The organism is Agrobacterium sp. H141 (assembly GCF_057158725.1).
Window position 1 is genome coordinate 3,408,909 of record NZ_CM169893.1, and the last position, 16,798, is coordinate 3,425,706.

General features: G+C 58.2%; 17 protein-coding genes. 9 read left to right on the forward strand and 8 right to left on the reverse strand.

The features are described from left to right. Positions 1-36 precede the first annotated feature (36 nt). The 5 genes from ACWPM9_RS16030 to coxB all read right to left on the reverse strand — a co-directional run bounded on the left by ACWPM9_RS16030 (position 37) and on the right by coxB (position 4,417). Positions 37-645: a cytochrome c oxidase assembly protein gene (locus tag ACWPM9_RS16030; protein ID WP_428185600.1), complete on the reverse strand. Its 609-nt coding sequence runs from the start codon at positions 643-645 to the stop codon at positions 37-39. Between the two features lie 20 nt (positions 646-665). Continuing rightward, a complete protein-coding gene (locus ACWPM9_RS16035; RefSeq protein WP_428185601.1) occupies positions 666-803 on the reverse strand; it encodes a hypothetical protein in 138 nt (45 codons plus the stop codon). Next, positions 803-1,759 carry a heme o synthase gene (locus ACWPM9_RS16040; protein ID WP_428185602.1) on the reverse strand — a complete coding sequence of 319 codons (957 nt, stop codon included), beginning with the start codon at positions 1,757-1,759 and terminating at the stop codon, positions 803-805. The genes ACWPM9_RS16035 and ACWPM9_RS16040 overlap by 1 nt, the downstream gene beginning before the upstream one ends. An 87-nt stretch (positions 1,760-1,846) precedes the next feature. After that, positions 1,847-3,514, reverse strand: a complete 1,668-nt coding sequence (gene ctaD / locus ACWPM9_RS16045; protein WP_428185603.1) for a cytochrome c oxidase subunit I — start codon at positions 3,512-3,514, stop codon at positions 1,847-1,849. Positions 3,515-3,529: 15 nt separating this feature from the next. Further along, entirely contained in the window at positions 3,530-4,417 is an 888-nt protein-coding gene (gene coxB, locus ACWPM9_RS16050) for a cytochrome c oxidase subunit II (protein ID WP_428185604.1), read from the reverse strand. A 324-nt stretch (positions 4,418-4,741) separates the two neighbouring features. On the opposite strand from coxB, the gene ACWPM9_RS16055 reads away from it, so the two are divergent. Together ACWPM9_RS16055 and tldD are read left to right on the forward strand one after the other, a co-directional pair. Further along, positions 4,742-5,263, forward strand: a complete 522-nt coding sequence (locus tag ACWPM9_RS16055; protein ID WP_428186472.1) for an invasion associated locus B family protein — start codon at positions 4,742-4,744, stop codon at positions 5,261-5,263. Positions 5,264-5,328: 65 nt separating this feature from the next. Then, a complete protein-coding gene (gene tldD, locus ACWPM9_RS16060; protein ID WP_484755785.1) occupies positions 5,329-6,744 on the forward strand; it encodes a metalloprotease TldD in 1,416 nt (471 codons plus the stop codon). A 272-nt stretch (positions 6,745-7,016) separates the two neighbouring features. Here tldD and ACWPM9_RS16065 read toward each other — a convergent pair whose 3' ends face one another. After that, positions 7,017-8,312 carry a serine hydrolase gene (locus ACWPM9_RS16065; RefSeq protein WP_484755786.1) on the reverse strand — a complete coding sequence of 432 codons (1,296 nt, stop codon included), beginning with the start codon at positions 8,310-8,312 and terminating at the stop codon, positions 7,017-7,019. 460 nt (positions 8,313-8,772) lie between these two features. Between ACWPM9_RS16065 and ACWPM9_RS16070 the strand changes: the two genes are divergently transcribed. From ACWPM9_RS16070 to ACWPM9_RS16080, 3 genes are all read left to right on the forward strand, one after another. Beyond that, complete coding sequence (locus ACWPM9_RS16070; protein ID WP_484755787.1) at positions 8,773-10,287, forward strand: MFS transporter; 1,515 nt, start codon at positions 8,773-8,775, stop codon at positions 10,285-10,287. A 71-nt stretch (positions 10,288-10,358) separates the two neighbouring features. Further along, positions 10,359-11,138: a sulfite exporter TauE/SafE family protein gene (locus ACWPM9_RS16075; RefSeq protein WP_484755788.1), complete on the forward strand. Its 780-nt coding sequence runs from the start codon at positions 10,359-10,361 to the stop codon at positions 11,136-11,138. Between the two features lie 103 nt (positions 11,139-11,241). After that, positions 11,242-12,285 (forward strand): polysaccharide deacetylase family protein, encoded by a 1,044-nt coding sequence (locus ACWPM9_RS16080; protein WP_484755789.1) that lies wholly within the window; start codon positions 11,242-11,244, stop codon positions 12,283-12,285. A 17-nt stretch (positions 12,286-12,302) separates the two neighbouring features. Here the strand turns inward: ACWPM9_RS16080 and pdxH are convergent, their stop codons facing one another. Continuing rightward, on the reverse strand, positions 12,303-12,923 hold the full coding sequence (pdxH, locus tag ACWPM9_RS16085; protein ID WP_428185610.1) for a pyridoxamine 5'-phosphate oxidase: 621 nt from the start codon (positions 12,921-12,923) through the stop codon (positions 12,303-12,305). Between the two features lie 67 nt (positions 12,924-12,990). On the opposite strand from pdxH, the gene ACWPM9_RS16090 reads away from it, so the two are divergent. From ACWPM9_RS16090 to ACWPM9_RS16105, 4 genes are all read left to right on the forward strand, one after another. Continuing rightward, the gene (locus tag ACWPM9_RS16090; protein ID WP_428185611.1) at positions 12,991-13,446 is read left to right on the forward strand and encodes an RT0821/Lpp0805 family surface protein; all 456 of its coding nucleotides are present in this window, start codon (positions 12,991-12,993) and stop codon (positions 13,444-13,446) included. A 244-nt stretch (positions 13,447-13,690) separates the two neighbouring features. Next, a complete protein-coding gene (locus ACWPM9_RS16095; RefSeq protein WP_484755790.1) occupies positions 13,691-14,893 on the forward strand; it encodes a DnaJ domain-containing protein in 1,203 nt (400 codons plus the stop codon). A 121-nt stretch (positions 14,894-15,014) separates the two neighbouring features. Further along, positions 15,015-15,833 (forward strand): enoyl-ACP reductase FabI, encoded by an 819-nt coding sequence (gene fabI, locus ACWPM9_RS16100; RefSeq protein ID WP_484755791.1) that lies wholly within the window; start codon positions 15,015-15,017, stop codon positions 15,831-15,833. 21 nt (positions 15,834-15,854) lie between these two features. Beyond that, positions 15,855-16,445: a histidine phosphatase family protein gene (locus ACWPM9_RS16105; protein WP_428185614.1), complete on the forward strand. Its 591-nt coding sequence runs from the start codon at positions 15,855-15,857 to the stop codon at positions 16,443-16,445. Between the two features lie 12 nt (positions 16,446-16,457). On the opposite strand, the gene ACWPM9_RS16110 is transcribed toward ACWPM9_RS16105, so the two are convergent. Beyond that, on the reverse strand, positions 16,458-16,718 hold the full coding sequence (locus ACWPM9_RS16110) for a DUF1344 domain-containing protein (RefSeq protein WP_484755792.1): 261 nt from the start codon (positions 16,716-16,718) through the stop codon (positions 16,458-16,460). Positions 16,719-16,798: the final 80 nt, after the last annotated feature.

Below are 16,798 nucleotides of genomic sequence, written 5' to 3' on the forward strand. Positions count from 1 at the left end.
AGTCTCTCCAGCCCGGACTGTCCGGACCTCTCTCCATTACAGTTTCTTGTTGTCGCCTTCATCTTCTGCCGGAAGCGCGGCCAGTGGCTGATCCGTCTCTTCCGGGTAGAATGTATAGGACAACGTAATCGTACTGATTCTCTTGGTTTCCTCGGCAGTGGTAATATCCGGATCGACGAAGAACACCACCGGCATTTCCAGGCTCTCACCCGGTTTCAAGGTGGTTTCAGTAAAGCAAAAACATTCGATTTTGTTAAAGTAGGCTGCAGCCTCCAGCGGCGTGACATTGAACACTGCCTGGCCGGTGACTGCATGCCTGGATTTGTTGGTCGCCAGAAAACGCACTTCCTGGGTCTCGCCGATGCGCGGCTTGACCGAGCGCTGCATGGGCTTGAAATTCCAGTCGAGGCCAGGCGCCATATTGGCATCGAAGGTGACGGTGATGCGCTTGTCGAGGATGACAGACGAAGCCTGCTCGGCGCGCTGAGTGGTGCCGTTAAAACCGGTCGCAGCACAGAACATGCGATAGAGCGGAACCGCGGCATAGCTCATGCCCACCATGCCCGCCACGAACACGCCGCAATAGGCAAACACCGCGATATTGGAGCGGGGTTTCGACTTTGGTCTGTTCGGTGTTTCGGTCATGAGCGCCCTCCCTATTGCTCTTATTGTCCCATGTTGCTGATCTTCACCAGCGTCACGAGATAAAACAGCACGACGAGAACAGCCAGAACGAGGCCAAGCGCAATGTTGCGGCCACGGCGCGACTTCTTCTGTGAGTCAGTCAGCTTGACGGTCTCCATCAGAGTGCTCCTGCAAAAAAGGCGACCAGCGATGGTGCCGCATGATCGACCAGCAAGGCCGAAAAGATCGCAAACAGATAGACGATCGAAAAACCGAACATCTTCTTGGCTGGAACCATCTTCGTATCGCCGTTCGGCATGCGCCAAACGGCGATGGAACAGTAGACGAATATAGCGCCAAGCACGGCTGCAAACAGTCCGTAGAACATGCCTGCCAATCCGGTCACGCTCGGCAGCACGCCAGCAATGGCAGTCAGGACAGCATAAACGAAGATCTGGCGCTTGGTGGCGGTTTCGCCGGCCACATTGGGCAGCATCGGCACGCCGACCGCGCCATAGTCCCCCATCTTGAACAAAGCCAGAGCCCAGAAATGGGCTGGCGTCCACAGAAAGATAATCATGAACAGAAGAATGCTATCCAGCGATACACCGCCGGTGACGCAGGCCCAGCCGATCATGGGCGGAAACGCGCCGGCAGCACCGCCAATGACGATATTCTGCGTGGTCGAGCGCTTCAGCCACATCGTGTAGACGACGGCATAGAAGAAAATGGTGAATGCGAGGATGCCGGCAGACAGCCAGTTTACCGCAAGACCGAGGATGAATATTGAAAATGCGGACAGGATCAGACCGAAAGCCAGCGCCTCAGTCGGCGCGATGCGACCGGACGGGATCGGCCGTCTTGCAGTACGCGTCATGATGGCGTCGATATCGGCGTCATACCACATGTTAAGTGCGCCAGAGGCGCCAGCGCCGACGGCAATGCACAGTACCGCGATGACCGCGAGGATAGGATTGATTTGGCCAGGCGCGAGCACCAGACCTGAAAAGGCCGTGAAGACGACAAGCGACATCACACTTGGCTTCAGCAGTTCGAAGTAATCGCGCGGGCCGGCTTCGGACATGCGGATATCGCCTTCGACGCCGAATACATCGCGATTGTCGATTACTGTCATCGTATTGGCCTTGTCTCTTACGCTTGTTTCGGGTGCCGCAGACTTGATCCGCGGCACCCGATGACTGTTTTCGTGAACGGCTGCCGCTTACTTGATGCGCGGCAGTTGTTCCCACTGGTGGTATGGCGGCGGAGAAGAAAGCTGCCATTCCAGCGTCGTTGCGCCCTCACCCCAGGGGTTATCGCCAGCAACACGCTTCTTCATGAAGGCTTCGAAAACGCAGACGAGGAAGATCAGAACGCCAACGGCCGAGATGTAGGAGCCGATGGAGGAGACGTAGTTCCAGCCAACGAATGCATCCGGATAGTCGATGTAGCGGCGTGGCATACCAGCAAGACCAAGGAAGTGCTGCGGGAAGAACACCATGTTCACACCGACGAACATGACCCAGAAGTGCAGCTTGCCGAGGAATTCGGAATACATGTAACCGAACATCTTGGGGAACCAGTAATACCAGGCTGCAAAGATACCGAACACGGCGCCGAGCGACAGAACGTAGTGGAAGTGGGCAACCACGTAATAGGTGTCATGCAGCGAACGGTCGAGACCGGCATTGGCAAGCTGTACGCCTGTGACACCGCCGACGGTGAACAGGAAGATGAAGCCGATTGCCCAGACCATTGGTGTGCGGAAGGTCAGCGAACCACCCCACATCGTTGCAATCCACGAGAAGATCTTGATACCGGTCGGCACCGCGATGACCATGGTTGCGAAGACGAAATAGCGCTGAGCCGAAAGCGACAGACCGACCGTGTACATGTGGTGTGCCCACACGACGAAGCCGACGGCACCGATGGCGACCATGGCATAGGCCATTCCGAGATAACCGAAAACCGGCTTCTTGGAGAAGGTCGAGATGATGTGGCTGACGATGCCGAATGCCGGCAGGATCAGGATGTAGACCTCAGGGTGACCGAAGAACCAGAACAGGTGCTGGAACAGGATCGGATCGCCGCCGCCTTCCGGCGCGAAGAAGGTCGTGCCGAAGTTGCGGTCGGTCAGAAGCATGGTGATGCCACCTGCCAGAACCGGCAGAGAGAGCAGCAACAGGAATGCCGTGACCAGAACGGCCCAGGCAAACAGCGGCATCTTGTGCAGCGTCATGCCAGGAGCGCGCATGTTGAGGATCGTGGTGATGAAGTTGATCGCACCGAGGATCGAGGATGCACCGGCAACATGCAATGCGAAGATCGCCAGATCGACCGCCGGCCCAGGCTGCCCGGAGGTAGACAAGGGCGGATACATGGTCCAGCCACCGCCGACACCGTAGGCGCCTGCAGGACCTTCAACGAACATCGACATCAACAACAGAATGAACGCAGGCACGATCAGCCAGAAGGAGATGTTGTTCAAGCGTGGGAACGCCATGTCAGGCGCGCCGATCATGATCGGGATCATCCAGTTGGCAAAGCCACCAATCATCGCCGGCATGACCATGAAGAAGATCATGATCAGGGCGTGGCCCGTGGTGAACACATTGTACATGTGCTTGCCGCCATCGATGGCTGCGTCACCTTCAAAGCCGTAAACAATCGATGCCAGACCGTGGAAGATCTGGATACCGGGCTCCTGAAGCTCCATGCGCATGGCAACGGACAGTGCACCACCGAGGATACCGGCAATGATCGCAAAGATCAGGTAGAGGGTGCCGATGTCCTTGTGGTTTGTAGAGAAGAACCAACGGGCCACGAAACCCGGCTTGTGGTCATGATGCTCGCCATGGGCGTGCTCGTCGTGGGCAACAGATCCAGCCATAGTGCTGCTCCTCCCTTAATTCGAAACGTTGTCGGCGACTTGCACCGACGGCTTGCCTGCATCAACCGAAGCCATCAGCGCCTTGTTGGCGTCCTCGACGTTCGTGGCTGCTGCTGCCTTCCATGTGGCGTACTGCTCTGCAGAGACGACACGGATGGCGATCGGCATGAATGCGTGGTCCTTACCACAAAGCTCCGAACACTGCCCGTAGAACATGCCTTCGATATCGGCACGGAACCAGGTTTCGTTCAGACGGCCCGGCACGGCATCGATCTTGATGCCAAAGGATGGCATGGCGAAGGCGTGGATAACGTCGGTCGGGGCGGCCGTGACGAGAACGCGAACAACACCGCCAACCGGAACGACCAACTCGTTGTCCACTGCCAGCAGATGCGGATAAGCGGCCTTGTCTTCCTTGCCATAGGAGGCGCGGTCCGCATCCTTCAGCAAGAAGCTGTCGAAGGACAGTTCGCTGTCGTCCATATATTCGTAGTTCCACTGCCACTGGGTCGCAGTGGCCTTGACGGTGAGGTCCGGATCTTCCGGGATCGTCAGCTGATCCGTCAACAGGTTGAAGGACGGGATGGCGAAGAACAGAAGAATGAGAACCGGGCCGACCGTCCAGACGATCTCGATGATCGTGTTATGGCTGGTCTTGGACGGAACAGGATTCTTCGACGCGCGGAAACGCACCGTCACCACGATCAGAAGAAGCAGAACAAACAATGTGATCGGAACGATGAACCACAGCGTGTATTCTTCAAACCAGCGGATTTGATGCATGATCGGCGTGGCAGCCTGTTGAAGATCAGTCTGCCAATCTACCGGCTGATCGGCATAACTGCCTGAAGCAAAAAGCAGACAGGCCGCCGAGGCCAAAGCTGCATAAGCTTTCTTGAACACTGTGTCTCTCCCTCTCACGCTTGATCCAGATCAACGTCAAGCGCATAAACTATGCCATTCTATGCGTTTCAAATCATAGTTTGGTCGCAATCGCAATATCTGCGCTATAAAGCCCATGCGGCATTTTTTCACAATGACATTTAGTCTTATGCACTGACAGCAGATGGGCTCATCAGTTGATGAGAAATAGCCGATTCTTCGCGCCGCGTCGCGGGTTTTCGGGTCCCAATTCCGCCTTGATCGACTGAAAAGGAAGCTGACCCCTTTCAATTCGGGCGCCGGACGACAAAAATGGCGACAGTGATTCGTTTTCCAGAGGTTTCCATGGGTTTCAGTAGATTTGCGTCCATCGCCATTGCCTCCCTGTTGGCGGTAAGCGCAGTCCTTGGACCTGCCTCGGCGCAGCAGGCTCAACCCGGAACCGTTCGCTCCAACCATGGCGCGTGGTCGGTGATCTGCGATATGCCTGCCGGTTCCTCGGTTGAACAATGCGCCCTGATGCAGAATGTCATTGCCGAGGACAGACCGGAAGTCGGGCTTTCGGTCGTCGTCCTGAAGACGGCAGACCGCAAGGCGAAGATCCTCCGGATTCTTGCGCCATTGGGCGTCCTCCTGAAAGACGGCATGGAACTCTATGTCGACGGCAATAATATCGGCCGCGCCTATTTCACCCGCTGCTTTACCGAAGGCTGCTATGTCGAGGTCGAAATCGACGACGAGTTGATGAAGATCCTGCGCGCCGGAAAAAGCGCCGTGTTTGCGCTGCGCGAATCTGCGGATCAGGACCGGGTCGGCATTCCGATCGAATTGACAGGCTTTGCCGAAGGCTACGACGCCCTTCCATGACGCTTGCGCCTTGCCGCACGCCCTTTTCAGAACTACATGGGCAGGAACGCGGCAAGGAGACAATGATGACAGAGAACCTTCTCACCCTTTTCGATTGCGATGAGGCGACACTTGCCCGCCGTGTGGAAACCGCGCTTGCGGGTGCCGATGACGGCGAACTCTATGTGGAGCATTCGCAGTCGGAAGCGCTGACCTTCGACAATGGCCGCATGAAGGGCGGCAGTTTCAACACCGATCAGGGCTTCGGCCTGCGCTCTGTGGCTGGCGAAGCGGTTGGCTACGCCCATTCCGGCGACCTGTCGCTTGCCGCTCTCGACCGTGCGGCCGATGCCGTTGGCGCCGTAACGCGCGGTTTTGCCGGCAGCTATGCGGCGGCACCACAAGGCACAAACAAGAGACTTTATACAGACGACAATCCGATCGGCGCGCCGAGCTTTGAGGAAAAGGCCAAGCTTCTGGCCGAGATAGACGCGTATCTGCGTGACAAGGATGCGAGCGTCCGCCAGGTGACCGCCTCGATTGCCGCAAGCTGGCAGATTGTCGAGATCCTCAGGGCCGACGGTCATCGGGTGCGCGATATCCGGCCGATGACGCGGTTCAACATATCCGTCGTTGCAGGTTCCGGTGACCGACAGGAATCGGGCTCGTTTGGCACCGGCGGGCGCATGACCTTTTCCGACTTCCTCAGCGAAGACAGCTGGAAGGACGGCGCCGACAAGGCGCTGCGCCAGGCCCATGTCAATCTCGAGGCAATCGCTGCACCGGCCGGCACGATGGATATCGTTCTGGCCTCAGGTTGGCCGGGCGTGATGCTGCACGAGGCCGTGGGCCACGGGCTCGAAGGCGATTTCAACCGCAAGAAAACCTCCGCATTTGCCGGACTGATGGGCGAAATGGTTGCAGCCCCAGGCGTCACCGTGGTCGATGACGGCACCATCAACAATCGCCGCGGTTCGATCACCATCGACGATGAAGGCACACCCTCCGGCTATAATGTGCTGATCGAGAACGGCAAGCTGGTGGGCTATATGCAGGACCGGCAGAATGCCCGACTGATGGGCATGAAGGCGACCGGCAACGGACGTCGCCAGAGTTATGCACACCAACCCATGCCGCGCATGACCAACACGTATATGTTGTCGGGCGACAAGACGCCCGAAGAGATCATCTCCTCGGTCAAGAAGGGCATCTACGCCGTCTCCTTCGGAGGCGGTCAGGTGGATATTACTTCGGGCAAGTTCGTGTTCGGCTGCACCGAGGCCTATATGATCGAAGACGGCAAGATCGGCGCGCCGGTCAAAGGCGTCATGCTGATCGGCAATGGTCCGGATGCGATGAAGCGCGTCAGCATGGTCGGCAACGACATGCAGCTCGATGGCGGTATCGGCAATTGCGGCAAGGGCGGCCAGTGGGTGCCCGTCGGCGTTGGTCAACCGCATCTGCGCATGGACAAGATCACCGTTGGCGGCACGCAGATGTGAGCGGATCGGAGCGGGCTTAGGCCTGCTCCAATCCATAGGCAAGATGTTCGATGATGCAGCCTTCCCGCGACGGGCGAGGCAAATGCGGGCATGCGCGCTTGACCGAATGCCAAGATCAAGATGGGCCTTCAGGAGGCGGACGAGAAGCGTTTAGCGTCGATTGCCGCGATCCGGGCTGAACCTCAAAAACGCGTCGACACCGGATGAGGTCCGCTGGACCCGCAAAAACGGCCGGGAACCGTCCACTCGTTCCTCACCTTAAGTGTAGGCCCTCACCCCCGCGACGGCATCAGCAGGCAGTCGTAGCGGATCTTTACGAGCTTGTCGCAAGCCTGGCGGGCTTCGTCCTTGGAAGAAAAGCCGGTGAAGCGGGCGCGGTAGAGTGTGGTTCCGCCGGCATTGACCGGTTCGGTATAGATGTCGCGTTCCGTCAATGGTGCCCCGATCTTGGAGCGGGCATCGGCGAGCAGGCTCATTGCCGCTTCGGCGCTTCCGGCGGCAGCGATCTGGATCTGCCATCCCTTGGCAGGTGCAGGTTTCGCCTTTGCCACAGGCGTTGTGGCGGCAGCAAAGGCCGCCGCTGCAGACGGTGCCGGGGAGCTGGATGCAAAGGCGGTTTCATAACGCGAAGACGGAACCGGAATGCCGTCGGCCACGTCGATCATGGCAGCGATCGGATCGTCGCGACGGGAGGCCGGAACAGGGACATCATCGCCGAGGCGCGCCAGAACGGATGCCGGCGTGCGTCCGGTACTGACGATCAGCTGCGACCCGCTGGAGGCGCGTCCCATATAGGCGTCGATCAGCTTTTCCATGATCCTGTCACGGCTTGCGGCAGAGCGCCCGCCCATGACGACGCCGACAACGCGGCGATCGCCCTTCTTGACCGAGCTCACGAGATTGAAGCCGGACGCATTGGTGTAGCCGGTCTTGATGCCATCCATGCCGCCATAGCGGTACATGAGATTGTTGTGGCCATGGATCGTGCGTCCGCGGAAGTTGAAGTTCTTCGTTGCAAACAGCGCATATTCCCGAGGGAAGTCACGCATCAGTGCCACGCCAAGGGTCGACATGTCTCGCGCCGTTGTCACCTGGGCATCGTTTGGCAGACCGGACGCGTTCTTGAACACCGTCCGTGTCATGCCAAGCGCACGGGCTTTCTCCGTCATCAAGGCGGCAAAGCGTTCTTCGGAACCACCGAGCTTTTCAGCCATGGCAGCTGCCGCGTCATTGGCCGACTGCACGATCATGCCCAGCACGGCTTCCTTGACGGTGATCGAATCTCCGGGTTTTACCCGAAGTTTTGTCGGCGGACGGCTGGATGCATATTTGGAAAAGGTGATGCGGCTATCCCAGGAAAGCTTGCCCCGGTGGATCGCATCATACGTCATATAAAGCGTCATCATCTTGGTGAGAGACGCTGGATGATTGAGCGTATCGGGATTTTCGGACGCCAGAACCTGACCGGTCCGAACATCAAGAAGGAATTGGGCACTGCCGGCACTGGCAAAATTGGGAAGGGCGAAAATAGAAAAGAGGCATGCAACGGCCAGTATCAGTCTTCTCATTTCGTCCCCTGAAATCATTCGTATTTCAAAAAATCGACCAATATGGCGCGGAGCCTAGCGACTGGGCGATTGTTGTTCAAGGCCAGCTTTTGCTGCGGCGATCGAAATCCAAGGATTTGCAACGCCCATCCGCAACCAAACCTGGCACTTGCGTCGCACAAATCCCGGTTGCGCGACGCATGGGGCAATAGTGTCAAAATGGGGCAGTAATGCAGCACGGCAGCGGAACGACACCGTTATGCTTAAAAAGCGATTAAAATCATTGTAAACGGCCTGACACCGAGGGCAAGCCTTAAACAGTCCCGGGTTCGTGACATGATCGAGCCCGGCTGTTGTGGACGGGCCTGGCACTGACTCGGGATACCGGAGAAAAAGTCGTCCTGATCGAAAAAGTCTCTTTACCTCAACTATTGTTGAGGTTGTAGCGTCGCCGGACATTGACAAAGACCGGAGAAAAAACGTGCAGACGATTGAGACGAACGAGACCATGGCAGCCACTAGCGGTGACCATGGCAACTGGCGCGAACTGCTGCAACCCCGATATGGGGCGACAACGATCATGCTCTGCATTGGCGTCGCCCTTTACGCCTTTAACAACTTCCTGGTCTCGACCTCTCTTCCCACCGCCGTCGAAGAACTTGGCGGAGCGCGCCTGATATCCTGGTCGCTCAGCCTGTTCCTCGCGTCATCAATCGTTGCCGGGGCCGCGGCTCCGCTCATCAAGCGCCGGTTCGGGGCACGTTTCGCTCTCATTGGAACGGCGTTCGTGTTTCTCGCCGGAACGCTTCTGGCGGCCGGCGCGCATGACATGACGACCGTGCTGGTCGGACGGGTGTTGCAAGGTGTTGGAGACGGTGTGGTGGTTGCCATCTCCTACACACTGATCCCGGAGATGTTTCCGTCCCGACTGGTGCCCAAGGTGTTCGGTGCCGAAGCCATGGTGTGGGGTGTTGCAGCCTTTGGCGGGCCGGCCGTGGCCGGATATCTCACCGAGTTTCATTCCTGGCGCGCTGCCTTTTACGTCAACGTGCCGATCGTTGCGATCTTCATCCTGCTGGCCCTGATCATAGTGCCAAAGCATATCGGCGACACCGAACGCGGACGCTTCCCGGCCATGCGCCTGACCCTGCTCCTGGCAAGCCTTCTGATCGCCATGAGCGCCGGGCTCTCACCATCGCTGTCCATTTCCTTCGTCGCGCTTTTTGCCTCGGCAGCGGTGCTCGCTGCCGCCGTGCGGCTTGACCGCAAGGCATCGTTTTCGCTGATGCCCAAGGGGGCTTTTTCGCTTCGCTCTACGCTTGGTCTCGGGCTTTGGGTCGTGTTGCTGATGCCTGTCGCGCAGGCAACGAGCGGCGTTTATCTGATCTTTGCCCTTCAACATCTCTGGGGGCTTTCGCCTTTCGTTGCCGGCTCCTTAAGCGCAGTCATGGCCATCTCGTGGAGCGGGTCGGCCATTCTGGTGGCCAATCTCAAATCGACGCACTGGCAACAGACTGCGATCTGGCTCGGGCCATTACTGCATGCCGCAGGTTTCTTTTCACTCTTCGCCGGCGTCGCGACGGGAACCCTTGGCCTGATCATTCCCGGTCAGATCCTGACGGGCTCGGCCTTCGGCGTCAGCTGGGCATTTCTCAGCCAGACGCTGATGGAGGCAACGCCGAAGATGGAGCGCGACAAGACCTCGGCGCTATTGCCGACACTGCAGTCGGCCGGCTTCGCTTTTGGCGGTGCCTTTGCCGGGCTTGCTGCCAATGCCGCAGGCCTTGGCGATTCGGTGACCGCCAAGGCTGTGCATCTGCCGCTTACGGTGACCTTCTTCTGTGCTGCCTTGATGGCGATCCCTGGAATATTCGCCGCCAGACGGGCTGTGCGTGCATCCACCATCAGCCACATCGCTCGACAGCATCGGTCAAACAGTGTTACGGCGCTATCTACTCGATTGCACCGCGATATCGGTTTACCGGAAGACATCTGAGGTCTGCATCAGACGACAAGCGACCGGTAGGGTGAGATCAGATGTCGTGCTTCACCCACCGGACTTGCCGCATGTTCCTTCCAACTTTGCCACAGATTGCCGCCCTGTTGCCCGATTGGCAGATGATCGCGTTCCTCTGCTTTATTGCCTTCATTGCCGGGCTCTCGCGTGGTTTTGCCGGCTTTGGCGCCGCGCTCATCTTCATGCCGCTGGCAAGTTCCGTGATAGACCCCAAGCTTGCTGCGGCATTGCTGTTCATGATCGACGCCGTGATGGCGTTTCCGATGGTGCCCGCCGCCTATCGCCGGGCCGACAAGCGGGCCGTGGCAACCATGCTGGTGGGTGCCGTCGTCGGAGCTCCGCTCGGCACGATGGTCCTGACTTATGCAGATGCACTGACACTTCGCTGGGCCATCGTCGTCCTGGTGATCCTGCTTCTGGCGCTGCTCGTTTCCGGTTGGCGCTATCGTGGCAAACCCACAGCGCCGGCAACAATTGCGGTGGGCGCCCTGTCGGGACTGTTTGCCGGCGCGGCGCAGGTGGGCGGTCCACCGGTTATCGCCTACTGGCTTGGCGTCTCGCTTCCCGCTGCGATCGTGCGCGCCAATATCATTTTCTATTTCGGCCTCGGCTCGGTGCTGACCGGCATCAATTACACGCTGGCGGGGCTGCTGAACTGGCAGGCTGCCGCCATGGCCCTGTTTATAGGCCCCGCCTTCGGCCTTGGGCTCTCTTTGGGGTCGCATGGTTTCGGGCGGGCCAGCGAAATCGTGTTCCGGCGCGTCTGTTATGGGCTCATCGGTTCAGCGGCCATCATTGGCTTGCCTCTTCTGGACCCCTGGCTCCGGTGAGCGCGAGATCTTTCCGGTGGTATTCAGCAACACTTAACCCCGCACCATTAGCTTGCACGCATAGTTTGAAGTTTCACGACAGCTTGCCTGCAAGGGTTTTATAATGATCGCCACACTGAAAGGCATTGCCAAACGAACAGCCATCACCGGTGGCCTGGAGGCCTCGAACCTTTTGCAGAAGTTCGGCCTGATGTCCAAGGCGCGCGGACGTGCCGCCATCTTCACGCTTCATCACGTGCGACCCTATGTACCCGGCAAGTCGCCCTCGAACCGCCATCTGGAGATCACACCGGAATTTCTGGATGCCGCGATCCGGCAATTGCGCGCCGATGGCTATACATTCGTGTCACTTGAAAGCCTTCCGGAGCGTCTGGCGGAACCAGACAAAGGCGAACGCTACGCCGTCTTCACACTCGATGACGGATTCCGCGACAACGCCGAATTTGCGCTTCCGGTATTCGAGCGTCATCAGGTGCCGTTCACGATCTTTGTCTGCAAGGGCTTCTCTGAGCGCAGCCACACGCTGTGGTGGGAGACGCTTGAAGCTTTGGTGAATGCTACCGATGCCGTGGTCTACGAATTCAGCGACGGAACGCGGCAATTTCCCGTGACAAACCTGATGGAAAGCTGGGTGGCAAGTCATGCCATCTCGGCAGAAATCACGAAACCCGGCGAGGCAGAGGCTGTTGCCCACCTCAACGCGACGGCCGCCAAGTATGGGGTGGATGCAGCAGCGCTTTGCAAAAAGCTGATCATGGAGGCGGACGCATTGAAGGCACTCGCGCAAAACCCACTGGTTTCGCTTGGGGCACACACCGTCAGCCATCGCGCCCTGGCCTTTCTCGATGCCGAGGAGGCGTCGCAAGAATTTGCCGCTTCGGCCGACTATGTGGAGGCAATCACCGGCAAACGCCCCACAACATTTGCCTATCCCTATGGGGATCACCGCAGCGTCACCAATGAGACCTGCAAGCTTGCCGCAGAAGCCGGATTTTCCATTGCCGTATCAACAGTACCCGGCACGATCGACGCGGAGGCGCTTTCCAGTCCACAAAGCCTGCCGCGCATTTCGCTCAACGGCTATTTCCAGAAGCCGCGCTATGTCTCGGCGCTGGCCTCCGGTATTCCCTTCAAACTGAAGGGCTGATCCTCAGGCGGTTATCGTCAGGGATACATACGCACCTTTGACCAGTCGCCTTCGGCATGGTCTCGGCGAAACTCGATGCGGTCGTGCAGCCTGAACTTGCGATCATGCCAGAATTCGATCGAGATCGGCTTGATCCGAAAGCCCGACCAGTACGGTGGGCGCGGAACCTGACCCAGCGCGTACCGCGCTGTGGTTTCGGCAACGGCCTTTTCCAGAGCAAAACGTCCTTCAAGCGGGCGCGACTGTTTCGATGCCCAGGCACCGATTCGGCTGCCCAGCGGCCGGGACTGAAAATAAGCGTCTGCCTCTGCATCGCTGACCACCTCGACGTCACCGCGCAATCGCACCTGACGGCGCAGGGTTTTCCAGTGAAAGCACATGGCCGCCTTCTTCTGGCCAAGGATTTCCTGTCCTTTCTGGCTTTCAAAGTTCGTATAAAACACAAAACCGCGGCTATCGAACTCCTTGAGAAGCACCATACGCACATTTGGGAGCCCGTCTTCGTCCACCGTCGCGACGGCGACTGCGTTCGGATCGTTGGGTTCGGAGGCTTCCGCATCTTTCAGCCAGGAGGCGAAAAGCGCGAAGGGCTCCGTCTCCTCGGTAAAGTCACCTGTTGTTAACACTTTTTCTGACATATTGACTCAAATGCTCCTGAAAGTTTTCAGTATGGCCGGCCTGATTTGTGACTGGACTGGATGCGCCTTGGAACACATAGCAAAGTCAAAGACGGTTACAAAGGATATCGCGGCACGCATGCGCAGGCTAACGACGATCCTCATTCTGGGTCTACCGCTTACCGGTTGCATGGGCGCGAGCCTGGACTTCTTCGGCGGGGACAAGGTCGACCGCACCATCTCCACAAATACCATTTCGTCCGGCAAGCCCGCCACGACGAATTCGGATGAAGCGACGATCCGCAATGCGGTGTCTTCGGCAGATCTTGAAAAACTCGACAGCAGTCCCCTGCCCTGGGCCAATGCCTCCAGCGGAAGCGCCGGCGTGGTAAGCTCAATTCAGGAAGACCAGAATGATGGTCTCCTCTGCCGCTCCTTCAGTACCACACGCCACTCTTATGCCGGCATTGCCAACTTCAACGGCAAAACCTGCCTGTTGGGCGACGGCTCATGGCATCTGCTGGCATTCGACAAGACGTCGTGAGCGAGATCCAGACTGGATGACCGCTGCCTGTGCCAAATGGAGACCTTTGGTACGCCATTCCGTGACAAAGCTTCATTTTTCCACCGCAGCGGGAACTTTCAGGCCGTTTTGCGCGTAACGTAAAGTTAGCAACTTCCGGGCATATTCTCAGACCGGATACTGCTGCGCCGATGAACTGGGCGTGCAGGTTGGAGGATGGCGGCGCGAGAATGAAACCCGCGACGTCTTGGTATCGGAATGTCCTATGCGAGATCTGTATTCTGTTCTTGGCGTAAAGCGGGACGCTGCGGCTGACGAAATAAAAGCGGCATGGCGGACAAAGGCTAAATCCATTCACCCGGACCAAAACCGGGAAGATCCCAATGCGACCAAACGCTTCGCAGAGATTGGCCGTGCCTATGAGGTGCTGAAAGATCCCGCCAAGCGAAACCGCTATGACGAGCAACGCTCGAAGGTGGAGGCGATGCAGCGCGAAAACACGATCATGCAGCAGAGGCAGGCCGCGCAAGAGGCGGCCGAACGGGCAAAGGCAGCCAAGGCCAATGCCGAACGGGTGATGGCCGAACTGGCTGAGGCGGAAGCGGCCAAGGCGAAGGCTGACAAGGCCGCTGCGGCCGAGAAGGCAGCCGCGGAAAAGGCAAAGGCAGCCAAGACCGCTGCAGCCAACGGCGCTGCCGCCAATGCCAACGGGCAGGCTAATCCTGACGGCAAATCGGGTGGCAAAGCAAATGCCAAGTCAGAAAAGCCGGAAGACGTGGTTTCGCGCATCTTCGGCGAAACAGCTGAAGCTCAAGCGGCAGCCGACGCCTTGCGCCAGGACGGCAGCAAGGAAGACGAGCATGCCGAAGCGCGCGAAGCGGCCGCAGCGCGCGGTCTCGCACCGCTTGAGTTGCTGTCTTATTTCGTGCGCCGTATCCGTGGCGTTCAGCCACCGCCGGAAAAGGCGCCGGATCTTTTCGTCGAAACCATGGTGGCCATCGACGATCTTCTCAACGAATTGTCCGTGCTGACGACGCTTCCGGATGGGCGCGATGTGCGCGTTACGCTGCAAAGTGGGCTTACAGAAGGCTCGACAGTACGCCTCAAGGGCCAGGGACTGAAAGTTCCCGGCATGACCCGCGGCGATGTGGTCGTGACGATCCGCGTGGTGAAGAGCGACACATTCACCATCGATGGGTTCGACATCAAGACCGTTTTGCCGATCACGCTGGAGAATGCCGTACTGGGCTGCGAGACGACCGTTGAGACACCAACTGGGCCGATCGAGATTACCGTTCCGGCCTGGTCCGGTTCCGATCATGTGCTGACCGTCGACGATCAGGGATTGCACAATGGTGAAGGTGGTCGCGGTGCGCTGAAGGTCGAACTTCGCGTTATTCTGTGGGAAAAGCCCGACGAAAAGGTGACCGATCTCATGCGGATCATGCGCGAAGGCTTGTATTTGTAACGGCTTGGTCGCTACACACCCTTTGTTACGCCAGCATACAGTTGATGATGCCGTTGAAGCTTGAACCCCGGTTCCGGCTGTGCCATAGGCATTTTCAATCGCAAGTATCAAGGGGCGTAAAATGGCTCAGGGTTCCAACCTCATGTCAGGCAAGCGCGGCGTCATCATGGGCGTCGCAAACAACCGTTCAATCGCATGGGGTATCGCAAAAGCATGCCGCGAGGCGGGAGCAGAGATCGCTCTCACATGGCAGGGCGATGCGCTGAAAAAGCGCGTTGAGCCGCTGGCGAAAGAACTCGACGCCTTCATGGCTGGCGACTGTGACGTCACCGACATGTCTTCCATCGACGCCGTGTTCGAGACGCTCGAAAAGAAGTGGGGCAAGATCGACTTCGTCGTCCACGCCATCGCATTCTCGGACAAGGACGAGTTGACCGGTCGCTATGTCGACACCAGCCGGGACAACTTCACGCGCACCATGGACATTTCCGTCTACTCCTTCACCGCCGTTGCAAATCGCGCCGAGCGGATCATGAATGACGGCGGCTCCATGCTGACGCTGACCTATTACGGCGCGGAAAAGGTGATGCCGCACTACAACGTCATGGGCGTTGCGAAGGCGGCCCTTGAAGCAAGCGTGCGCTATCTGGCAGTCGACCTTGGCGGTCGCGGCATTCGCGTCAACGCCATCTCAGCCGGCCCGATCAAGACGCTTGCCGCCTCCGGTATCGGCGATTTCCGCTATATCCTGAAGTGGAACGAATACAATTCTCCGCTGAAGCGCACCGTCACCACGGATGAAGTCGGCAAGTCCGGCGTTTACCTCCTGTCGGATCTGTCCACGGCTGTGACCGGCGAAGTGCACCACGTCGATTCCGGCTACCACACCATCGGCATGAAAGCCGTCGATGCGCCGGATATCTCCGTCGTCAAGGACTGACACCAACAAGGCCAACTGACCTTGCTCATCTACATGATCCGACATGGCCAGACAGACTGGAACGCCGAAGGGCGTTTCCAGGGTCAGCACGATATTCCGCTGAATGCCAAAGGCCGCGGACAGGCGATCGCCAATGGCGAAGTGATGGATCATGTGCTGGGCGGCGATGCAGCGGCATTCGACTTTGTCGCCTCGCCGCTCGGTCGTACGCGCGAAACCATGGAGCGCGTGCGCACCGCCATGGGTCTGGAACCTAAGGATTATCGAACCGATGAGCGTCTCGTCGAGATCTGTTTTGGCGATTGGGAAGGCAATACCTACTCAGAACTCGAAACCCGCTACCCCGAGCATATCGCGCAGCGTTCGAGCAACAAGTGGGACTTCATTCCTCCGGGCGAACTGGCAGAAAGCTACGAAATCCTGTCCTGGCGGGTGGGCGCATGGCTTGCCACCGTCAATCGCCCGACAATCTGCGTCAGTCATGGCGGCGTGATGCGCAGCATTTTCAAACTTGTCGGATTGTCTCCGCCGGAAGAAGCCTGCGACATCGGCATTCACCAGGACAGAATTCTGAAAGTCGAGACCGACACCAACAGCGTCGGCTGGCTTTAAAGGCGATATGCCTTACTGAATGACCTCAAGGTCGTTGACCACGCGCTTGCCGTCGACTTCTGTGTAGAACACCACAACCTTCACACCCGATTCCAGTCCGTCGAAATTGAACTCTTCGGGAACGCTATAGGTCTTTCCATCATCCAGGGTCAGGGTGAGCTGATCGACATTGACCGCTTTAATCGTCGATTCCACATCGTCGCTGGCGGCCATGCTGCGCAGAGGTGACAGGAAGCTCGCCGTTGCAAGCAAAACCGCAATCAAGATACGCATGCCAGAGCTCCTCAAGGCTTTGAACGAAGTAAATGTACGCATCAAGGTATGCTCCCGGAATATGGCTAAATTCGCCCACA